The organism is Corynebacterium gottingense, assembly GCF_007559235.1.
Classification (GTDB): Bacteria; Actinomycetota; Actinomycetes; order Mycobacteriales; family Mycobacteriaceae; genus Corynebacterium; species Corynebacterium gottingense.
On sequence record NZ_VMHH01000002.1, the window covers coordinates 282,062 to 299,565 of the forward strand.

The window sequence follows — 17,504 nt, forward strand, 5'->3', positions numbered from 1 at the left end:
GTGTACGGCCACGCGGCGTGACGACGTACAGCCGTCACGTTTGATGTCGCCACACACCCCGCTCGCAAGGGCGGGGTTTTCGCGTGTGTGCGGGTGGCTGCGGCACCGCTACACGTGACACTGTCACGATGCTTGCGCCGGTATCGGCGACGGGGCATATACACGTCTGCCCCGTCGCCTGGATCATCCGCCACATGGCTGGCGGTATGTCGCGCTGCTGTTATGCGCGGTTCTGGCCGGCATAGTCTTGTGTGGACTTGAAATATGCCGAAGACGGGGCCGTGGGTGCAGCAAAGACAGCAGCGTGGACAGAGCAGATTTCAGCAGCTGTGCTGCTGAAGATGCAACCGCGACGGCAGATGGTATGCGGCGCATGCCGCATAATGGACGCGTCGTGAGATACGCCAATATCCATCTCGGCAGGCTTGCCGTGATGGAGCGTTTCGTGATGACCCAAACACGACACATCGATGCTGGCATATCCGAATGTATATCAACGGGATATATCGGATTGCCGGCAGTGTCGTGATGCAGAGCATGGGTCATCACACACGGTGCAGCGCCAGCTGCACTATTGGGCACCTTGACCGGAGCGCAGCGGAGGGAAAGGTAGACCCAGCCAGACCGAGCGAGCGAGGTCTGAGTCTGGGGCTATAAGGGGCGGCGCGCCAGCGCCGGGCACCGGGTTATGCGAGCGCCAGCGAGTAGTAATACCCGGTGCAGTGCCTCGGCTATGCCGAGCGCCGGAGCGCAGCGGAGGCGTCGCACCCCCTTATGCCCTTTTCCCCCTTCTACCCCTATAACGACAAACATATAGGGGTTTTGACACAGAAGGGGGCTGCGACCTGCGTGTTTCGGGTTGTGACACGGTCTTCGACCCTTACCCGAAACGGCCCGTTGATGCGCGAAGCGCACATGGTGCCTACGCAAAACCTGCAGGTCGCCACGCTGTGCGCACCACATGCGGCGTCAGCCACTGTATGTCGGTCTTAAAGTAAGGGCCGATGACGGGTGGAAACGCCGCTTGCGGCGTCTTCCCGCGTCATCGAGACACCTGCAGCGAGCTTGCGAGCGCAAGGTGTCTAACCGCACGGCAAGACCGACATCGCCTACGTGGTGCGCACAGCCACACCCTGCACCGTGACACCGCCGTTAGGCGGTTATTGCAGGGTGGTGAAAATCCCGCAGCGAGCCATCCGCCGCCAGGCGGTGTTGATGCTGCTGCGGGGGTTGAACCACGGGCCTGATTAATACACTCCATATCTGCCCGTGCCATAAGCACAGTATCGGTGCAGACGCATCACGCTCGCGGCGGAGATATGCGCGCAAGCGCATGTAATGAGCACCGCCAGCGACGTGTGTTTCGCGAGCGCGTCGCGCTGCAGCAGATCCAGCGGCAGCGGTTGATGCACATGTGTAGCGCCGCGACTCGATTGGTTCATCTTTGTGGCAGCGGCTGTACGGCCCTGTGGCGGCCGTAGACGCCTCGGATGGACGGAGTGCGCGTGCAGAAGAACAGTTTCAAGACGTCGCTGTTCGTCGTGTATCTGCCGAAGTCGATGTGCAAGGAGATCCCCGACTACTACACCAGTGAGGTGGACGGGCGCGAAGTGAAACGTCCGCGCTATGTCGCCCGCGACTACGAGGAAGCAAAGCAGTACCTCGAAGAGTCAATGCGCTGGCTTGCAGAAAACTTCATCCCCGGCGGTATCGACGCAGTCGCTGGCGGTGATATGAACTTTGACGAATCAACGCCACACATCCAGTTCCAGGCGGATACGTTCTCACCGAAGCCCGAAGATCCCGACAAGCTCCGTTGCCGCCCCGGCATCGCGTACAACACTGACACCTCAGTGCGGTACACATCCGGCCCGAAGAAGGGCAAGCAGATCTCGGGTAACCAGAAGTTCATCGACGCGCAACGGGGCCTGCGCGAACACATGCACTCGCTCGGCTATCCGGTGGAACTAGAAGTCTCCGAACGTCATGACGAGTCACTCAACCTCGACCGCTACACCGAGCAACAAGACCGGGAGCGCGATCTCGCCAAGCGCGAGGATGATGTGGAAGTCAAGAAGCGATCCGTGCAGCGCGACATGGACGCAATTGATCGTGACCGCGAGCAGGCTGCTAAGGAACTTGAACAGGCGCAAGAAGCCCGCGAAGCAGCCCAGCGCGTACAGGAGAATGCTGAAGCACAGGCTCGCGAGGTTGCCGAGCGTGTGCTCAAGGAAGCACGCGAGAAGGCCGAGCAAGAAGCCGAAGAGATCCGCAGCGAAGCACGCAAGGATGCTGAGCAGGAGTTGGGCCTGGCCGAAGCGCAAGCAGACGAGCTGCTCGAACGAGCCGAAGAGACTGCGCGGGCCAAGGCGGGCGATATTACAGCCGCAGCTCGCAGCGAAGCAGAGACGATCACTCGCAAGACCGACGAGGCCCGTAAGCAGGCTGAGCGCGACGCCGAGACGATCCGCAGCAAAGCACGAGATGAGGCCACGAGCATCCGCGACGAGGCCACACGCGACGCTGCAGTAACGCGCAAGGATGCCCGCGATGAGGCTGATCAGATCCGCCGCAACGCGCACACGGACGCCGAAGATGAAGCCGCCATCATCATCGAAGAAGCGGTGAAGTCAGGACAACAGTTGGAGCACTTGGATAAGAAGTTCCTGGTGCAAGAACTGCATCGCAGCCCAGAGTTGCTTGAGCGTTACACGCTGTTCAGGCAGTCGCAGACCTCAGGCAAGAAGGGCGGGGCGCAGCAGCGTGCACGCGAGCGCATCGAGAAGCGCCGCCAGCAGCAACAGCAGCGTGATCGTGATGGCGGTATGGAGTTGTAGCACTGCTCTCCCCTGCCCTGTACGGCCTTCTGCGGGCCTAACAGGGGGCCGTCGGCGTCGTAGGTCATTGGCGGCGGGTAAACGGCTGATATTCAGCGAAAATCGAAGAAATCTCGGCTAGGCGGGGCCGGTGTCACTACGTTGCGCAGTGAATTGGCCTGTTGAGTGGCGGAGATAGTGCGCAGCACGTCGGTGTGTACGACGGGGCATGTGCTGCGCAGAAGAGATGTCCGTAGAAGGGCCGACAGAATGTCGTTGTCATTCTGTTGCGTAGTAAAGGTGTCAATAGGATGACAAACCACTTCACTGCCCAATTCACATGTCATTAAAGTGACAGGGCATTTGATTGCGCAGTAAACGTGTCGATGAAATGGGTGCCCAATACACAGTGCAACCTACGTGTTAATGAAATGTCACAGACACTACATAGTGCAGTGAGTTGCGCAGCAGAAACGCCAGTAAAAGCACCGCACCACTGCACCGTAAAACTGCACAAGTGATTCGCAGCAAATTGGCGTGTGAAATGGTTGAAAAAATAACCCCGCAGGTTTCCCTGCGGGGTTTCGTAGTTAGAACGGTACTTCTTCGCCCTCAGCGCCAGCCAGGGCGGCGGTCGCCGCCTCGCCTCCGCGACGGGCAGCGCGAGCAGCGGACTCCTTCTTGGAATCGATCAGCTGCACCGTGTCGATGCGCGCCACCAGCGGGTACTGCTTCACACCGTCCTTGTCGGTGTAGACGTCGGTCTTGAGCGAGTAGCTCACCGCAACGCGATCGCCGGAGCCGATGCAGCCGAACACACCGGGGTTCGCGGCGTCCTGGACGTAGCCGGTCAGCTCCACGATCTCGCTTTCCACCTTGCCGGTGGACTTGTTCTTGAAGGTGTTGCGCGCATAGACGCTGAGCTTCACCGTCGCGCCGCCGTTTGCGTGCTCGAACAGCTTGGGTGCGCGAGCTGCGTTGCCGACGATGGTGCCGTTGTTGAAGGGGTTGGACATGTTGGTTCTCCTTACGTGAGTGGGTGTGATTTGCCGTGCAATTTGGGTACTTAAGCAGCTGCTTTGCTGCTGCGGGGCGGTTGCGCTGTCGTTACAACACTGCCCAGGGCAGCGGTGTGCCTGCCGCCTCTAGGTCGCGCAGTTCTTGTGCTGCGCCCGGATCGGCGTCCTCGCCGTCGATGCCGTCGGCGAGCTGGTAGAGCAGTTCCAGGTCGGTGTGGGTGATGTCGCGCATCACGTGCCTCCTTGTTCGGATTGATGGTCAATCCGTCTGTTGGAGACAGCTCTGCTGTCTAAAGGTCACTCCCCTGCCTCGTTGCGGTGTCTGTCGTCGCAAGCCAAGGCCCCGCGAGAAAAAGAAACCCCGTTGCATTGCTACAACGGGGTGTGTGGTGCTACTCGGCAAACAAGATCGTGCGGGTCTTCTCAGCGCCCTCGCGGACAAGCTCGACCATCCGCTCGCCCTGGCCGATATCGGTCAGCTTCGCCACCAGCGACGGGAAGTTCTCGTCTGGCCCGATCTCGGTGGCTCGCTGCGCAGCCACGCCAGCTAGCCCCGGCTGGCCTGTGGCGTGAGCGAGCACGGCAACAGTGGCGGTGAGCTGCGAGCGCATGCCTGGCCAGCTGGTCGGGACAGCGCGCATAACCTTCTCTATGAACGCAAGGCCCGCCTGCGGGTCATCGAGCAGTGCGGCAAGCAGCGTGTCCCGCAAGCGCGGCGTGGTGAAGCATTTCAGCGCAGACCGAACAGCGCGAGCGCTCGGCTGGGTGATCCCTGCCGCCGCCTGCTCATACTCACGCTGCAGCACGTCTGCGAACATGGGCGGGATATACGCCAGCGCGTCTTCGATGATGTCGGCGTGCTCGGCAGCGTCGATGCCGTGGTCAGTGCTGTTCAACCGTGCCTCGATGTCGTCTTTGCTCGGCTCCGGCAGCTCGCCGGTGTGCTCTAGCATCTGCTGCAGCGCCGCTGATGCGGCGACCTCGCCGACAACACCGTGGCGCGGCTCGTCGATGAGCGGATGCTGGTACACAGACCACCAAGCAGCCCCAGTGACGATCTCGGGCACCTGCACCACCCCGAGCAGCGGCGGTAGCGGCGAGGCCCCGCTGGTGAGGTACGTGGCCGTCTCGTCGAAGACCGGCTGCGCAATGTCATCGCTGATCATGTACGCGATAACAGCGTCGAGTTCGAGGTGGTGGACCCACGCTGCGAACCGCTCGCGGCTCTCGGTGAGCTTCTCCACTGCTTCGTCCAGGTCGAACCGTGCGACCGGGCCGAGGCGGACGGTGTCGACGCCCTCGTCGTCGACGAAGAACGCGAGGATCAGCGAGTTGTTCGGGTAGAACCCGAGGATGCCGGGGAGGTTCGCGAGGATCTCGCCGTGGGATGCAAGCGTGTGAGAATGGGTGGACATGGCAGTGCTCCTTTGCACGAATACGGGGTGTATGTGGTCAATCCCGTATTCGGCCCGGCTCTGCCGGTCGCAGGCGTATCCCAGCAGTGCAGCACTCATGTGTGCCGAGCGTCGCTAGCGCAGCCTGATGCCTTCTCGCCGGGTGCGAGCGCTAGCGACGCAGCCTGTGCTTAAGCGTCGGCTTCGATGCGCTTGAGAGCGCGATAGATCGTCGGCCGCGAGACGTTAAAGGTGCGCGCTACAGCGCTGACGGACTTGCCGCCGTCGATAAGCTCCTTGGCCATCTGCGCCTGCTCAGCGCTGAGCTTCGGCTTGGGGCCGGCGACCCTGCCCTGTGCGCGGGCGTGCGCCACGCCCTCACGGGTGCGCTGGACAAGCAGGTCACGCTCCCACTCGGCAAGACTTGCCATGACGTTGATAACCACCTTGTCGGTGGGCTTCGACGTGTCCAGCGCTGGCTCCAACACCTTGACGTTGATGTCACGCTCGGCGAGGTCAGCGATGGTGTTCACGGTGTCCGCGAGGCTGCGGCCGAGCCTGTCCAAGCGCGTGACAACGAGCGTGTCGTCGGGGCGCATGTACGCCAGCGCGTCATCAAGACCAGGCCGTTGCCAGTTGGTGCCGGAGATGGTGTCTGAGTAGATGTGGTCCGGGTCGCAGCCAGAGCCTGAACGCTCAGATGACTTCGAGCCTGACTTCTAGCCTGGAACCGCTGGTAGAAGTAGCTGTATCTGAGGCAATGTCGAAAGAGCCTAAGAGCCTGCACGAGGCAGCAGAAGCCTCTAAGAAGGCTCGCAGCGCTCTGCTCCAGGAGAAGGAGTCCAACGAAAAGCTGCTGGAGGAGATACGCGCAGAACGCAAGCAGTATAACGACGATATGGAAAAGTCGAACACGAACTTTATTAAGGCCTGCATGTCTGCCTCGTGGATTGCAGCCAGTGTTCTCTTCGTTGCTATCGCACTCGTTGCTGTCGGAGCCTTGGGGAACGGGCTGCTAAGTATGCTCGGCATACCCGACGGCGTGTCTGCCTTGTGGGGTCACGTCCAGGAGGCCAACGGCATCGGCCCAACACTGGGCTGGTTGGCGTTAACACTTATCGTCATAGGGGTTCTTATAGCGCTTATGACCTGGATGTTGTCCCAGGCTGCGCCGGGTATTGCTCACTTAGTCGAGGAATACCGTCGCAATCACCCGAGGAAAGAAACGAACCACTAACTAGAACACGTGCACCGTAAAAAGTAAAAATCCCCACAACACAGCGTAGCGGTTAACCGCTACGCTTCTTTTATGCTCTTCCTATGCCCCAACTTTGCAACAGCACCAATAAACTGGCGCCCCGGTTATAAGTTGGGGCGCCAAGTCGATGTGCTCGAGTCGGGGGATGTTAGTGGCCGGTGCCAAGCCGGCCAGACAGGCGGTTCAGCCGGTCCTGACTGGGACCGTCGAGCCCGATAATGGACACGGTTTTGCCTCTGTCCTGGAACTTCTGCGTAATCGCGTCAAAGGTCGCGACCGTGGAGGCATCCCAGATCTCCGCCTCAGTGAGATCAATAGTGATATGACGGGCAGAATCGGTGTAATCAAAGCGATAAACCAGGTCATTGCTTGATGCCCAAAACAACTGGCCATGCACCCGGTAGGTACGAGTATCAATCTCTCCATCGCCGTCGCCGTCGATCTCGGAGACCTTTTCAATGGAAGCGATATGTGCCATCCGACGGGCGAACATGATCATCGCGGTGACCACACCCAACACCACACCAATGGCCAGGTTGCTGGTGGCTAGGGTGGCAATAATCGTCACGGCCATAACAATGGTCTCAGAGACCGGCATGAGTTTAAGGGTGCGTGGATGCACCGAGTGCCAGTCGATGGTGCCGACCGAGACCATGATCATGATTGCCACCAGGGCAGCCATCGGGATCATGCCAACGATGTCGCCCAGTGCCAGGACCAGGACCAGCAGGAACACACCGGCTAACAGGGTGGATAGGCGGGTACGTGCCCCGGATTCGCGGACGTTGATCATGGTTTGACCGATCATCGCGCAGCCACCCATGCCGCCGAAGAAACCGGAGGCAATATTAGCCACCCCCTGTCCCCAGGATTCACGAGTTTTATCGGAATGAGTGTCGGTGATGTCATCGACGAGCTTGGCGGTCATCAACGATTCCATGAGACCGACCACGGCCATGGCCAGGGCATAAGGCGCGATGATCTGCAGGGTCTCCAACGTCCACGGCACGTTCGGAATAAACAGGGACGGTAAGGTCTCCGGCATCTTGCCCATGTCCGAGACCGTCGGGACAGTCAAACCGGCGGCAATGACCAAACCGGTGAGCACGATAATCGTGACCAGCGGGGCGGGGATCACACTGGTGAGCTTGGGGAAGAAAATCATGATCACCACACCCAAGCCGACGAGTGGGTAGACTATCCAAGGCACATCAATGAGGTGTTCGAGTTGGGCGGTGAAAATCATAATGCCCAGTGCATTGACGAAACCCAGCATCACCGATCGGGGGATAAAACGCTGAAGTTTCGCCACACCGAGGGCGCCGAGCACGATTTGTAGGACACCGCCCAACAGGACGGTGGCGATGAAATAATCCATCCCGTAACCACGCGCCACAGGAGCAATGACTAGGGCAATAGCCCCGGTGGCGCCGGTGATCATTGCCGGGCGGCCACCGGTAAAGGCGATCGCAATGGCCATGACTACCGAGGAAAACAGACCCATGGCTGGGTCAACACCGGCAAGGATGGAAAAGGCAATGGCCTCAGGGATCAGCGCCAGGGATACCGCCAGTCCGGCCAGAATCTCTATACGGATACGGGCGGGGGAAGAAAATGCGTAACGGAAGGATGCGATGATCCCGGTAGGGGCATCAGCGCCGTCTGGACTCAGGAGGGGGCGGGGGGCCGCCGTGCTAGTTTCAGTCATAGATGTCCAATCTTTGAGGGGATAGGTAACTGGGCGAACGCCCGAAAGGAATCCAACCCTCTAGTAACTTTAGGTTTGGTGATGGTGGTCATGGTAGCGGGAGTTTTACTCAACCGCCAACCCAGGCACAGGAACCCGTGGGCAACATCACCGTGAAGGAGAACAGGCAATGCAAAACAGTAATTTCAAGATCGGCGAGGTCGTTGACCAGACGGGGTTGTCGATTCCCACCTTGCGTTATTATGACAACGTCGGCCTGATTACCCCATCGGGGCGTAGCCCTGGTGGGTTCAGGCTTTATAGTGAGGCTGATGTACGTCGTGTTTTGCTGGTGCGACGGATGAAACCGCTGGGGTTTACTCTGGATCAGATGCGGGAATTCCTGGAAGCTGCGGAGATTCTTCATAGTTCAGATGGCGGGCAGGACAGTGATACCGCACAGCAGGCACGGAGTAATGCCAAGGCCACCCTTGCCGACATTCGTGAGGAGACGCGCACCCGCTACGAAAAGCTACGCAAGCAAATTGCCTACGCTGAGGAATTCCTCGATCTGGTCAACACCCTGGTACCCTAAACTGCCCCCATCCTTCGCAGGGAGAAAAAGACCATCGTATTGAATGCGCTCTGTCGAATCGCGTTCCAGATGAAGTGGACGAACGCCCGCGGCCTCTCCGGAGTGGATGGCGATAGTACAGAGGACTTCTGAAATCCGTGCAGACGACTCCTCAAAACGACACAGTCATCCAAGGTCACAAAATCGAAAATTGTCACTTAACCCCATCACTTCCAAACCGGCTTAAGTGACAAAATGCCATCGCTAAAGTCCCGATTTGAGTCCCAGGACGTGCGCCTTAAGAGAAATAACTAAAGCCCCTACCAGTGTTTCTCCTGGTAGGGGCTTGGAAGTTGGTAGCGGGGGCAGGATTCGAACCTACGACCTCTGGGGTAACAAGAGCCGTGTCATACTTCCTGCGAACGCCACGGTTGAGCAGTGTCGCCCCCGATACACGAAGGCAGATCTCCCCCGAACTGCCGGCTCCCGTGGCGTTCCTTCGTAAGAGCTTTGCGCGCCGCAGCGCATGCGCGCGATTGTTGACGTGTCACACACTGCAACCTAGTTCCACACGATCTGCACCGATTCAGGGTTAAAGGTCTTGGTGCCGCGCACGCCACGGCGCAGGCGCACCTGGCACAGGGTATTGATGACTCGGCGCTGCACGGCAAGCTCTGCGTTGTCGAAGGCATCCACGGGCGAGGCGTAGCCGGTTGTGTCGAGCAGCGCCGATGCGCCAGCAAGACGGGCACGGCGCGTTTCGAGTTTCTCGATCTGCGGCTCATAACGGTTTCGCGCGCGCTTGAGGTCACGGGCCTCGATAAGCTCCTCATCGTAGTCAGCCTGGACGCGGGCGAGCTTTGCGCGAAGCTCAGCGAGTTCGTCGTCGATGGCGTTGACCTCGTCGTCGTCCACAGTCGGCAGCAGGTCCGCCAGGTCGTCACGGCCAAGGCGGGCGCGGATCACGGCGAGCACAAAATCATCGACGCTATGTGTGCGCACTAATCCACAGGCGGCGCAGCGGTAGCGGTCGGCATGTGTGCGCACGGGGTTGCCACACTCGTCGCAGACATACAGACCCGAGCCGAGATGGCGGCGAGTGTTCCGGCGCTCCTTGTTGGTCAGCCGGTCGGGATCGTCGAGCACGTTCTGCACGCGCCACCACAGATCTGGTGTGACGATCGGCTCCCACTGCCTTTCACCGGCTCGCCGGTATCGGGGTCGCGGACGATATGCGTGACACGGCGGTATTTGTTCTTCACGCCTTTGCGCTTGGCCTTCTTATAAGTGGAGTAACCCGCATACACGGGGTTGCGCAGGATCGAGTGCAACGACGTGTAGGCCCACGGCTGCGCGTCGGGAACCGGCTTTTCTTCCTGGCCTTCAGCGCGGCGTCGAGCGTTGCGCTCTGTGACCACGGTGTACATATGGCGCGGCGTGGTCGGGATATCCGGCAAGCCCGGTTGATCGACCCCAGATAAGGCGCGCGCAATGTCGCGCATGGAGTTGCCCCTCTCGACAGCGCGGAACATACCGAGCACGGCGGCGGCTTCGGATGGAATGATCTCGCCGGTGGAGGTGTAGCCGATAGGGCGCACACCGCCGGAGTACCAGCGGCCCTGCTCGGCGCGTTGCTGTTGCGCACGAGACTGGCGCATGCTCTTTCGCTCGATCTCGCCGCGTGCCACGGCTGCTTTGATGCGCGCGTACATTCTGCCGCCGTCGGTGGCAAGGTCAGCATCACCGTTCGCAGTGACGAGTTTCAGCCCCTGCTCCTCTGCCCTGTCGATCCACTCTTCGAGCTGCCAGGGCTGCCGTGTGAGGCGGTCGAGGTCCCAGCAAATGATCGCGTCGATCTCGCCGCGCTCAAAGGACGCCACCATCGCGTCGTAGTCGGGGCGGTCCACGTCCTTCTTCGACGCGGAGATCGACTGATCGACGTAGGTATGCACGACGTCCCAGCCGCGTTGCTCGGCAAGGGCTTCGCAGTCCTGGCGCTGCCGGTCGATGGCGAGGCCGTCCATGGCAGCATCGAGCGAGATACGGAGGTAAATAGCAGCACGTGTTGTCATGCCGCTAACACTAGCGCGCCTCAGGTTACATTGAAACGAAACTCCACCACGTCACCGTCAACCATGACGTAATCCTTGCCCTCCTGGCGCACCTTGCCGTGGGCACGTGCCTCTGCCATGGAGCCGAGCTCGTCCAGGTCGTCGAAGGCAACGATCTCGGCCTTGATGAAGCCCTTCTCAAAGTCGGAGTGGATCACGCCGGCCGCCTGCGGGGCGGTGTCACCCTTGTGGATGGTCCAGGCGCGCGCCTCCTTCGGGCCGGCGGTCAGGTAGGTCTGCAGGCCCAGGGTGTCAAAGCCGGCCTTCGCCAGCGTCTGCAGGCCCGGCTCGTCCTGGCCGACGGCGGCGAGGAGTTCGGACGCGTCTTCGTCGTCAAGCTCCAAAAGCTCGGTCTCTGTCTGGGCGTCGAGGAAGACTGCGTCGGCGGGGGCAACGACGTCGCGCAGCTCCTGCTTGCGGGCGTCGTCGGTGAGCACGTCCTCGTCGGAGTTGAACACGTAGAGGAAGGGCTTGGCCGTCATCAGGTGGAGGTGGTGCAGCAGGGAGAGGTCAATATCGCCGGTCTTGGAGGCGGCGAACAGCGTGCGGTCGTCCTCCAGCACGGCCTGGGCCTTCTTGGCCTCCTCAGCTTGCGCGGCGATGTCCTTGTCCTTGCGGCCGTCCTTCTCCAAGCGAGGCAGGGCCTTCTCAATGGTTTGCAGGTCAGCGAGGATCAGTTCGGTGTTGATCACGGCGATGTCGCTCGAGGGGTCGATCTTGCCGTCGACGTGGATCACGTTGTCATCGCTAAACGCCCTGACCACCTGGCAAATCGCGTCCGCCTCGCGGATGTTGGCCAAGAAGGCGTTGCCCATCCCCTCGCCTTCGGAGGCACCTTTCACAATGCCGGCAATGTCCACGAAAGACACGGTGGCGGGCAGGATCCGCTCAGATTCAAAGATCTCGGCCAGGCGATCCAGGCGCGGGTCCGGCAGCTCTACCAGGCCCACGTTGGGCTCGATGGTGGCAAACGGGTAGTTGGCAGCAAGCACCTCGTTGCGCGTCAGGGCGTTGAAGAGGGTTGACTTACCAACGTTGGGCAGTCCGACGATTCCAAGTGTAAGGCTCACGTCGGCCTATCCTAGCCCACTTCGCCTCCTCCCCCGACACGCAGGGGGTGCGAGCGCTTTGGATGCGAGTGGGGCACAATAGTGCGGGTGAGTAGCAGCAAGGCAAACACCGAAACCGTCACCGCCCCCCAGGACACCGCTGCGGTCGAGCGGGAGGATCGCGTGGACCGCGGCGTGGTTATCAACTCGTGGGTCAAGGGCGCCGCGATGTTGACCCTGCGCCTGCTCATCATCGCTGTGTTCCTGTTCGCGCTGGGCAACCTCATCGGCGCATTCTGGGCCGGCGTCCTGCCGATCGTGCTGGCGCTGATCATCTGTACGGTCTTGGCCCCCATCGCGTCGTGGATGCGCAACGCGGGCCTGCCGTCGGGCCTCGCCGCGATGATCACTCTGCTGGGCTTTTTCGGCCTACTCAGCGCAATTGCCCTGCTCATCGCCCCGGACATCGTCTCGCATTCCCGCGTCCTCTACCTACAGGCTCTCGAGGGCATCCAGCGCATGCAGCTGTGGCTGCAGGGTCCGCCGCTCAACATGGACCCCGACGACCTCAGCCAGGCGATCAACGAGGTCGCCCAGTGGATGCAAAACCAGGCGGGCGCGATTGCCGGCGGCGTCTTCTCCGGCCTGGGCACCGCGGCGAGCCTCATGGTCTCGCTCATGGTCCTCCTCGTGCTGACCTTCTTCTTTCTCAAGGACGGACACCGCTTCCTGCCGTGGGTACGCTCCGCCACAGGCGGTCGTACCGGACTCCACGCCACTGAGCTGCTCACGCGCGCCTGGAAGACGCTGAGCGGTTTCATCGTCGCGCAGGCCATCGTCTCGCTCGTCGACTCCGTCTTTATCGGCCTCGGCATCTCCATCGTTGGCGTCCCGATGGCGTTCACGCTGGCCGTCATCACTTTCATCGCCGGCTTCATCCCGATCATCGGCGCCGTCACCGCAGGCGCCCTCGCCGTCCTCGTTGCCCTCGTCTCCCTGGGGTTCACCGAGGCTCTCATCGTCCTAGCCATCGTCTGCGCGGTCCAACAGCTCGAGGGCAACATCCTCTCCCCCATGCTGCAGTCGCGCGCCATGAACCTGCACCCGGTCATCGTCCTGGTCTCCGTCACCGTCGGCGGCGGCCTGTTCGGCCTCATCGGCGGCTTCCTCGCCGTGCCCGCGGCCGCGATGATCGCGGTGTGCTACCGCTACGTCCTGGACATCCTGCGCATTCACTCCGGCGAGAAGTTCGCAGCCGAGCTCGACTTTGTCACCGAGGAAGGCCGCACCATCGCCGAGATCGAGGAGAAGGAGTCCGTCCACGAGCGCGCGGAGTGGCGCAAGGAACGCCAGTGGACCGCCCCGCCGGTCGTCGAGGAGCTCGAGGCCGACGAGCCCCAGAGCTCGTCGAGCTGGAAGAAGCTTATCGACGCCCACGAGAACTCCCGGTTCGCCAAAATGTTCGGAAATTCCGACTCGGAGGGCGAAACCAAGGATTAGGTGTTCGGTGCGTGTGGTTAACTCGGGCGCATGTCTACCGCCACCGCATTTCTCATCCTGGCCACGGGCCTCCTCCTCGGCTTCATCGCGGGACTGTTCACTGGCATGAGCTGGCTCAGGCGCAACACCCCCACGCCCGCCCCGCCGGCGGACCTGGCGCCCGTCGCCCGTGCACTCACGCAGCTCCAGGATCAGCTGGACGAGCTGGACAAAGACCAGGCCGTCGGCCGCAACGCGCTGGCCAGCCAGGTCCAGGCGATCGGACGGACCTCTGCCCGGTTGGGCGACCGCACCGATCAGCTCATTAACGCCCTGCGCAGCCCGCAAACGCGCGGGCGGTGGGGCGAGATCCAGCTCCAGCGCGTCGTCGAGCTCGGCGGGATGGTGGAGCACGTCGACTTTGACGTGCAGGCGCACCTGCGCGGCGGCATCGACGCTCCAGGCGTCCGCCCCGACATGGTGATCCGGCTCTCGCAGGACCGCAACGTCGTGGTGGACGCGAAGGTGCCGTTCTCCTCGTACCTGGACGCGTTGAACACGGAGGACCCGGAGGAGAAGCAGGCATACATGCGTCGGCACGCGCACTTGCTGCGCCGCCACGTGGACACGCTCTCATCCAAGTCCTATATCCAGGTGTTCCAACCCACTCCGGAGTTTGTGGTCATGTTCGTGCCCGCGGACCCGTTCCTCGACGCAGGCTTGACCATCGACCCGGAGCTCCTCGACTACGCGCTTGCGCGCGACGTGGTCATCGCCACCCCCACCACCCTGTTCGCGCTGCTGCGCACGGTAGCGCTCGGCTGGCGGCAGGACTCGGTCAATGAGAAGGCGAAGGAGATCCAGCGGCTCGGCGCGGAGCTGCACACTCGCCTGCGCGTGATGGGCGAGCACTACAACAAGGTGGGAGCCTCGCTGGACAAGGCCGTGGAAGCATACAACGCCACGCTTGCGTCGATGGACTCGCGCGTCATGGTGACCGCCCGGCGGCTGGAGGATATGGAGGTGCCCACGGGCCGCGCACACGCCGCGCCGCTCACGCCTGCCACATCGCGTCCGCGGCACGCTGCCGGGTAAACTGTGTCACCGTGTCTCACGTGATCCGGAATACCAACGCCCCGTCTGCACCCTTCCAGGGCCTGCCGACAGGCTCTGCCATTGGCATCCAGTTCGCAGCCCTCGTGACCGGAGCACTGCTGTGCACCATGATCGGCCAAATCGGTTGGCCGTTGCTGGCCTGCTTTGCCGTCGGGGTCATCCTGGTCACCACCGTCGTCGAGCCGAAGGGGCTCTTCCTCACCGTCGCGTCCGCGCCGATCATGTTTGTCATCGCCGTGTTGGCTACGGGGTACGTGCTCTCGCGCAGCCAGATCGCCAACGGAGGCACCTCCTCGCGCGCCGCACTACTCACGGTGTTTTACCCGCTCACGGAAGTGTTTCCCGCGCTGATCACCATCACCATCGGCGCAATCATCATCGCGGTGGTCCGCTACAAATTGGTCGAGCGGCAAAACCGTGCGCGCGCTCGCTCCGAGAGTGCGGAGCGTCACCGCGTCGCAGAGAGCAACCAGCGCACCTCCGTGCAGAGCCGCCGCGCGCGCGAGCGCACCTCGAGCGTGTCCGTGCAGGAGCTGCTCAACCGCGCGAAGACCGAGCGCGAGAAAAACCCGCGCCCGCAGCGAACGCGGGGCGGGTTGAACGACAACCTCTACGGCTAGCGTCTAGCTCGCGGAGTTTTCCTTCGTGCGCCGCGCGCGCAGATCGCGGGGCAGCGCGAACGTGATGGTTTCCACCGTGGTGGTGACCTCCTCAACGTCGGTGTAGCCGCGCTCCGCGAGGAAGTCCACGACCTGGCCCACCAGGATCTCCGGGACGGACGCACCGGACGTGACGCCGACGGTGTTCACGCTCTCGAGCCACGCCTCGTCAATCTGCGAGGCGTAATCCACCAGGTGCGAGTCCTTCGCACCGGCCTCCAGCGCCACCTCGACCAGGCGCTTCGAATTCGACGAGTTCTGCGAGCCGACGACCACGACCAGGTCGGAGTCCGCCGCGATCTTCTTCACCGCAGCCTGCCGGTTCTGGGTGGCGTAGCAAATGTCATCGCTCGGCGGGTCCTGCAGGTGCGGGAAGCGCTCTTTGAGCTTGGTCACGATCTCCATCGTCTCGTCCACGGACAGCGTGGTCTGGGAGAGCCACACCAGCTTCTGGTCCTGCAGCGACTCCGGCAGGCTCTCCACACCCTCGACGCCATCGACCAGGTGCGTCACCTCAGGTGCCTCACCAGCGGTGCCCTCGACCTCCTCGTGGCCCTCGTGGCCGACGAGCAGGATGTGGAAGCCGTCGCGGGCGAAGCGCTTCGCCTCGTTGTGCACCTTGGTCACCAGCGGGCACGACGCGTCAAGCGTGCGCAGGTTCAGGTTCGCGGCGGACTCACGCACCGCCGGCGAAATCCCGTGCGCGGAAAAGACAAGGTGTGCGCCCTCCGGCACCTCGTCGGTCTCATCAACAAAAATTACGCCGCGCTGCTCAAGGGTCTCCACAACGTACTTGTTGTGCACGATCTGTTTGCGCACGTAGACGGGCGCGCCGTACTTTTCCAGCGCCTTCTCCACCGTCTCTACCGCGCGATCCACCCCGGCGCAGTAGCCGCGAGGCGCAGCAAGAAGAACTTTTTTACCCTGATCAGTCATGGAACCGACAGTACCCAATCTGCGTCTAAAAGAATAGGCGGCTTCGCACGGCCCGGGGCGCTGCGTACGCGGCGGCGGTGGCGTCGAGAAGCGCTCTGCCCGTGTGCCGTGCGAGTGCGCTGTGTAAGTTCGGCTTTGGAAGAAAGGAGAAAAGGTGGCAGAAACCGCGAAAGAGAAGACCACGCCCGAGGCGCCATGGTCAGTCTCCAAGCTCAACACCACCGTGAAGGGGTGGATCGAGCGGCTCGGGTGGCTGTGGGTTGAGGGGCAGCTGGCCCAGATCAACGCGAAGCCAACCTGGAAGCTGTCCTACCTGGTGCTGCGCGACACGCAGGAACAGGTCAGCGTACAGCTCACCGTCAACTCGGGCATGTTGCGCGACATGCCGACCCCGCTGAAGGAAGGCGACCGCGTTGTCGTGCGCGGCAAGCCCGCGTTCTACGCCGGGCGCGGCACGTTTTCTATGTGGGTCACGGAGATTCGCCACGTCGGTGAGGGTGAGCTGCTCGCGCGCATCGAGCAGCTGCGCAAGCAGCTTGCCGCGGAGGGGCTGTTCGACCCGGCCCGGAAGCAGCGGCTGCCGTACCTGCCCACCACGATCGGGCTGATCACCGGCAAGGGCTCGGCCGCGGAGCGCGACGTGCAGTCCGTGGCGCAGCAGCGCTGGCCTGCAGTGCAGTTCCGCACCATCAATACCCCGGTGCAAGGCGCACTCGCGGTGCCGGCCGTTGTCGAGGCACTCGAGCAGCTCGACCGCGACCCGGACGTGGACGTGATCATCATCGCCCGCGGCGGCGGCTCGGTGGAGGACCTGCTGCCCTTTTCGGAGGAGGCGCTCCAGCGCGCGGTCGCGGCCGCGCGCACTCCGGTGGTTTCCGCCATCGGCCACGAGCCGGACACGCCGGTGCTGGATAACGTCGCGGACCTGCGCGCGGCAACGCCCACCGATGCGGCCAAGCGCGTCGTGCCCGACGTGGAGCAGGAGCGCGCGCTTATCGCGGAGGCGCGCCAGCGCTCCGCGGCGGCGCTGCGCGGCTGGGTGCGGCGCGAGCGGGACAGCCTCGCTGCGGTGCGGAGTCGCCCCGCGCTCGCGGACCCCATGTCCCCCATCACCAGGCGGCGCGACGAGCTCGAGCGCGCTCGCACGCAGATTCGCCGCGATGTGACGTACCTGCTGCAGCAGGAGCGCAGCGGCGTGGCGTCGTTACGCGCGCAGGTTGCGGCGCTCGGCCCCTCCGCGACACTCGCGCGCGGGTACTCGATTGTCCAGGTCCTGCCCCGCGACGGCAGCGGGCCGGACGTGGTCACCAGCATTGAACAGGCACCGCCCGGGGCGCAGCTGCGCATCCGCGTGGGCGACGGCTCTATTACCGCGGCCTCGATGGCCAACACACCAGCAGATTAAA

Annotated in this window: 16 protein-coding genes; 7 read left to right on the plus strand and 9 right to left on the minus strand. The window is 62.5% G+C overall.

All coding sequences use genetic code 11. The features are described from left to right. Positions 1-1,505: 1,505 nt before the first annotated feature. Entirely contained in the window at positions 1,506-2,837 is a 1,332-nt protein-coding gene (locus tag FPH17_RS04050; protein WP_016456429.1) for a hypothetical protein, read from the plus strand. Positions 2,838-3,406: 569 nt separating this feature from the next. Here the strand turns inward: FPH17_RS04050 and FPH17_RS04055 are convergent. The 4 genes from FPH17_RS04055 to FPH17_RS04065 form a co-directional block, all read right to left on the minus strand. Then, on the minus strand, positions 3,407-3,832 hold the full coding sequence (locus tag FPH17_RS04055; protein ID WP_016456430.1) for a single-stranded DNA-binding protein: 426 nt from the start codon (positions 3,830-3,832) through the stop codon (positions 3,407-3,409). 91 nt (positions 3,833-3,923) lie between these two features. Then, complete coding sequence (locus FPH17_RS11875; protein WP_016456431.1) at positions 3,924-4,067, minus strand: hypothetical protein; 144 nt, start codon at positions 4,065-4,067, stop codon at positions 3,924-3,926. A gap of 160 nt (positions 4,068-4,227) precedes the next feature. Next, entirely contained in the window at positions 4,228-5,250 is a 1,023-nt protein-coding gene (locus tag FPH17_RS04060) for a DUF4192 domain-containing protein (protein WP_049181628.1), read from the minus strand. A 170-nt stretch (positions 5,251-5,420) separates the two neighbouring features. Further along, a complete protein-coding gene (locus FPH17_RS04065; protein WP_080972893.1) occupies positions 5,421-5,894 on the minus strand; it encodes a recombinase family protein in 474 nt (157 codons plus the stop codon). Positions 5,895-5,929: 35 nt separating this feature from the next. On the opposite strand from FPH17_RS04065, the gene FPH17_RS04070 reads away from it, so the two are divergent. Beyond that, entirely contained in the window at positions 5,930-6,466 is a 537-nt protein-coding gene (locus FPH17_RS04070) for a hypothetical protein (RefSeq protein ID WP_218079069.1), read from the plus strand. Between the two features lie 169 nt (positions 6,467-6,635). Here the strand turns inward: FPH17_RS04070 and FPH17_RS04075 are convergent, their stop codons facing one another. Beyond that, the gene (locus FPH17_RS04075) at positions 6,636-8,195 is read right to left on the minus strand and encodes a SulP family inorganic anion transporter (protein WP_034664651.1); all 1,560 of its coding nucleotides are present in this window, start codon (positions 8,193-8,195) and stop codon (positions 6,636-6,638) included. Positions 8,196-8,364: 169 nt separating this feature from the next. On the opposite strand from FPH17_RS04075, the gene FPH17_RS04080 reads away from it, so the two are divergent. Next, on the plus strand, positions 8,365-8,769 hold the full coding sequence (locus FPH17_RS04080; RefSeq protein ID WP_048733850.1) for a MerR family transcriptional regulator: 405 nt from the start codon (positions 8,365-8,367) through the stop codon (positions 8,767-8,769). 540 nt (positions 8,770-9,309) lie between these two features. Here FPH17_RS04080 and FPH17_RS12065 read toward each other — a convergent pair. From FPH17_RS12065 to ychF, 3 genes are read right to left on the minus strand one after another with little or no spacing between them, the layout of a single operon-like run. Continuing rightward, positions 9,310-9,903: a host-nuclease inhibitor Gam family protein gene (locus FPH17_RS12065; RefSeq protein ID WP_238397069.1), complete on the minus strand. Its 594-nt coding sequence runs from the start codon at positions 9,901-9,903 to the stop codon at positions 9,310-9,312. After that, positions 9,870-10,820: a recombinase family protein gene (locus FPH17_RS12070; RefSeq protein ID WP_238397068.1), complete on the minus strand. Its 951-nt coding sequence runs from the start codon at positions 10,818-10,820 to the stop codon at positions 9,870-9,872. Before FPH17_RS12070 ends, FPH17_RS12065 begins: the two co-directional genes overlap by 34 nt. Positions 10,821-10,840: 20 nt before the next feature. Beyond that, complete coding sequence (gene ychF / locus FPH17_RS04090; RefSeq protein ID WP_154878775.1) at positions 10,841-11,929, minus strand: redox-regulated ATPase YchF; 1,089 nt, start codon at positions 11,927-11,929, stop codon at positions 10,841-10,843. An 87-nt stretch (positions 11,930-12,016) separates the two neighbouring features. Between ychF and FPH17_RS04095 the strand changes: the two genes are divergently transcribed. The 3 genes from FPH17_RS04095 to FPH17_RS04105 are packed head-to-tail and all read left to right on the plus strand — an operon-like array spanning position 12,017 to position 15,123. Beyond that, complete coding sequence (locus tag FPH17_RS04095) at positions 12,017-13,408, plus strand: AI-2E family transporter (protein ID WP_414437224.1); 1,392 nt, start codon at positions 12,017-12,019, stop codon at positions 13,406-13,408. Between the two features lie 30 nt (positions 13,409-13,438). Then, positions 13,439-14,482 carry a DNA recombination protein RmuC gene (locus FPH17_RS04100; RefSeq protein WP_154878776.1) on the plus strand — a complete coding sequence of 348 codons (1,044 nt, stop codon included), beginning with the start codon at positions 13,439-13,441 and terminating at the stop codon, positions 14,480-14,482. Positions 14,483-14,493: 11 nt separating this feature from the next. Further along, positions 14,494-15,123 (plus strand): DUF6542 domain-containing protein, encoded by a 630-nt coding sequence (locus FPH17_RS04105; RefSeq protein ID WP_203085473.1) that lies wholly within the window; start codon positions 14,494-14,496, stop codon positions 15,121-15,123. A 3-nt stretch (positions 15,124-15,126) separates the two neighbouring features. Here the strand turns inward: FPH17_RS04105 and FPH17_RS04110 are convergent, their stop codons facing one another. Continuing rightward, on the minus strand, positions 15,127-16,098 hold the full coding sequence (locus tag FPH17_RS04110) for a 4-hydroxy-3-methylbut-2-enyl diphosphate reductase (protein ID WP_154878777.1): 972 nt from the start codon (positions 16,096-16,098) through the stop codon (positions 15,127-15,129). A gap of 154 nt (positions 16,099-16,252) precedes the next feature. Here FPH17_RS04110 and xseA point away from each other — a divergent pair, with 154 nt between their 5' ends. After that, a complete protein-coding gene (gene xseA / locus FPH17_RS04115) occupies positions 16,253-17,503 on the plus strand; it encodes an exodeoxyribonuclease VII large subunit (RefSeq protein ID WP_154878778.1) in 1,251 nt (416 codons plus the stop codon). Position 17,504: the final 1 nt, after the last annotated feature.

Coding starts and splice junctions, on each gene's coding strand:
- FPH17_RS04055 (WP_016456430.1), bottom strand. CDS start 3,832: ATGTCCAACCCCTTCAACAACGGCACCATCGTCGGCAACGCAGCTCGC.
- FPH17_RS11875 (WP_016456431.1), bottom strand. CDS start 4,067: ATGCGCGACATCACCCACACCGACCTGGAACTGCTCTACCAGCTCGCC.
- FPH17_RS04060 (WP_049181628.1), bottom strand. CDS start 5,250: ATGTCCACCCATTCTCACACGCTTGCATCCCACGGCGAGATCCTCGCG.
- FPH17_RS04070 (WP_218079069.1), top strand. CDS start 5,930: ATGACTTCGAGCCTGACTTCTAGCCTGGAACCGCTGGTAGAAGTAGCT.
- FPH17_RS04075 (WP_034664651.1), bottom strand. CDS start 8,195: ATGACTGAAACTAGCACGGCGGCCCCCCGCCCCCTCCTGAGTCCAGAC.
- FPH17_RS04080 (WP_048733850.1), top strand. CDS start 8,365: ATGCAAAACAGTAATTTCAAGATCGGCGAGGTCGTTGACCAGACGGGG.
- FPH17_RS12070 (WP_238397068.1), bottom strand. CDS start 10,820: ATGACAACACGTGCTGCTATTTACCTCCGTATCTCGCTCGATGCTGCC.
- FPH17_RS04100 (WP_154878776.1), top strand. CDS start 13,439: ATGTCTACCGCCACCGCATTTCTCATCCTGGCCACGGGCCTCCTCCTC.
- FPH17_RS04110 (WP_154878777.1), bottom strand. CDS start 16,098: ATGACTGATCAGGGTAAAAAAGTTCTTCTTGCTGCGCCTCGCGGCTAC.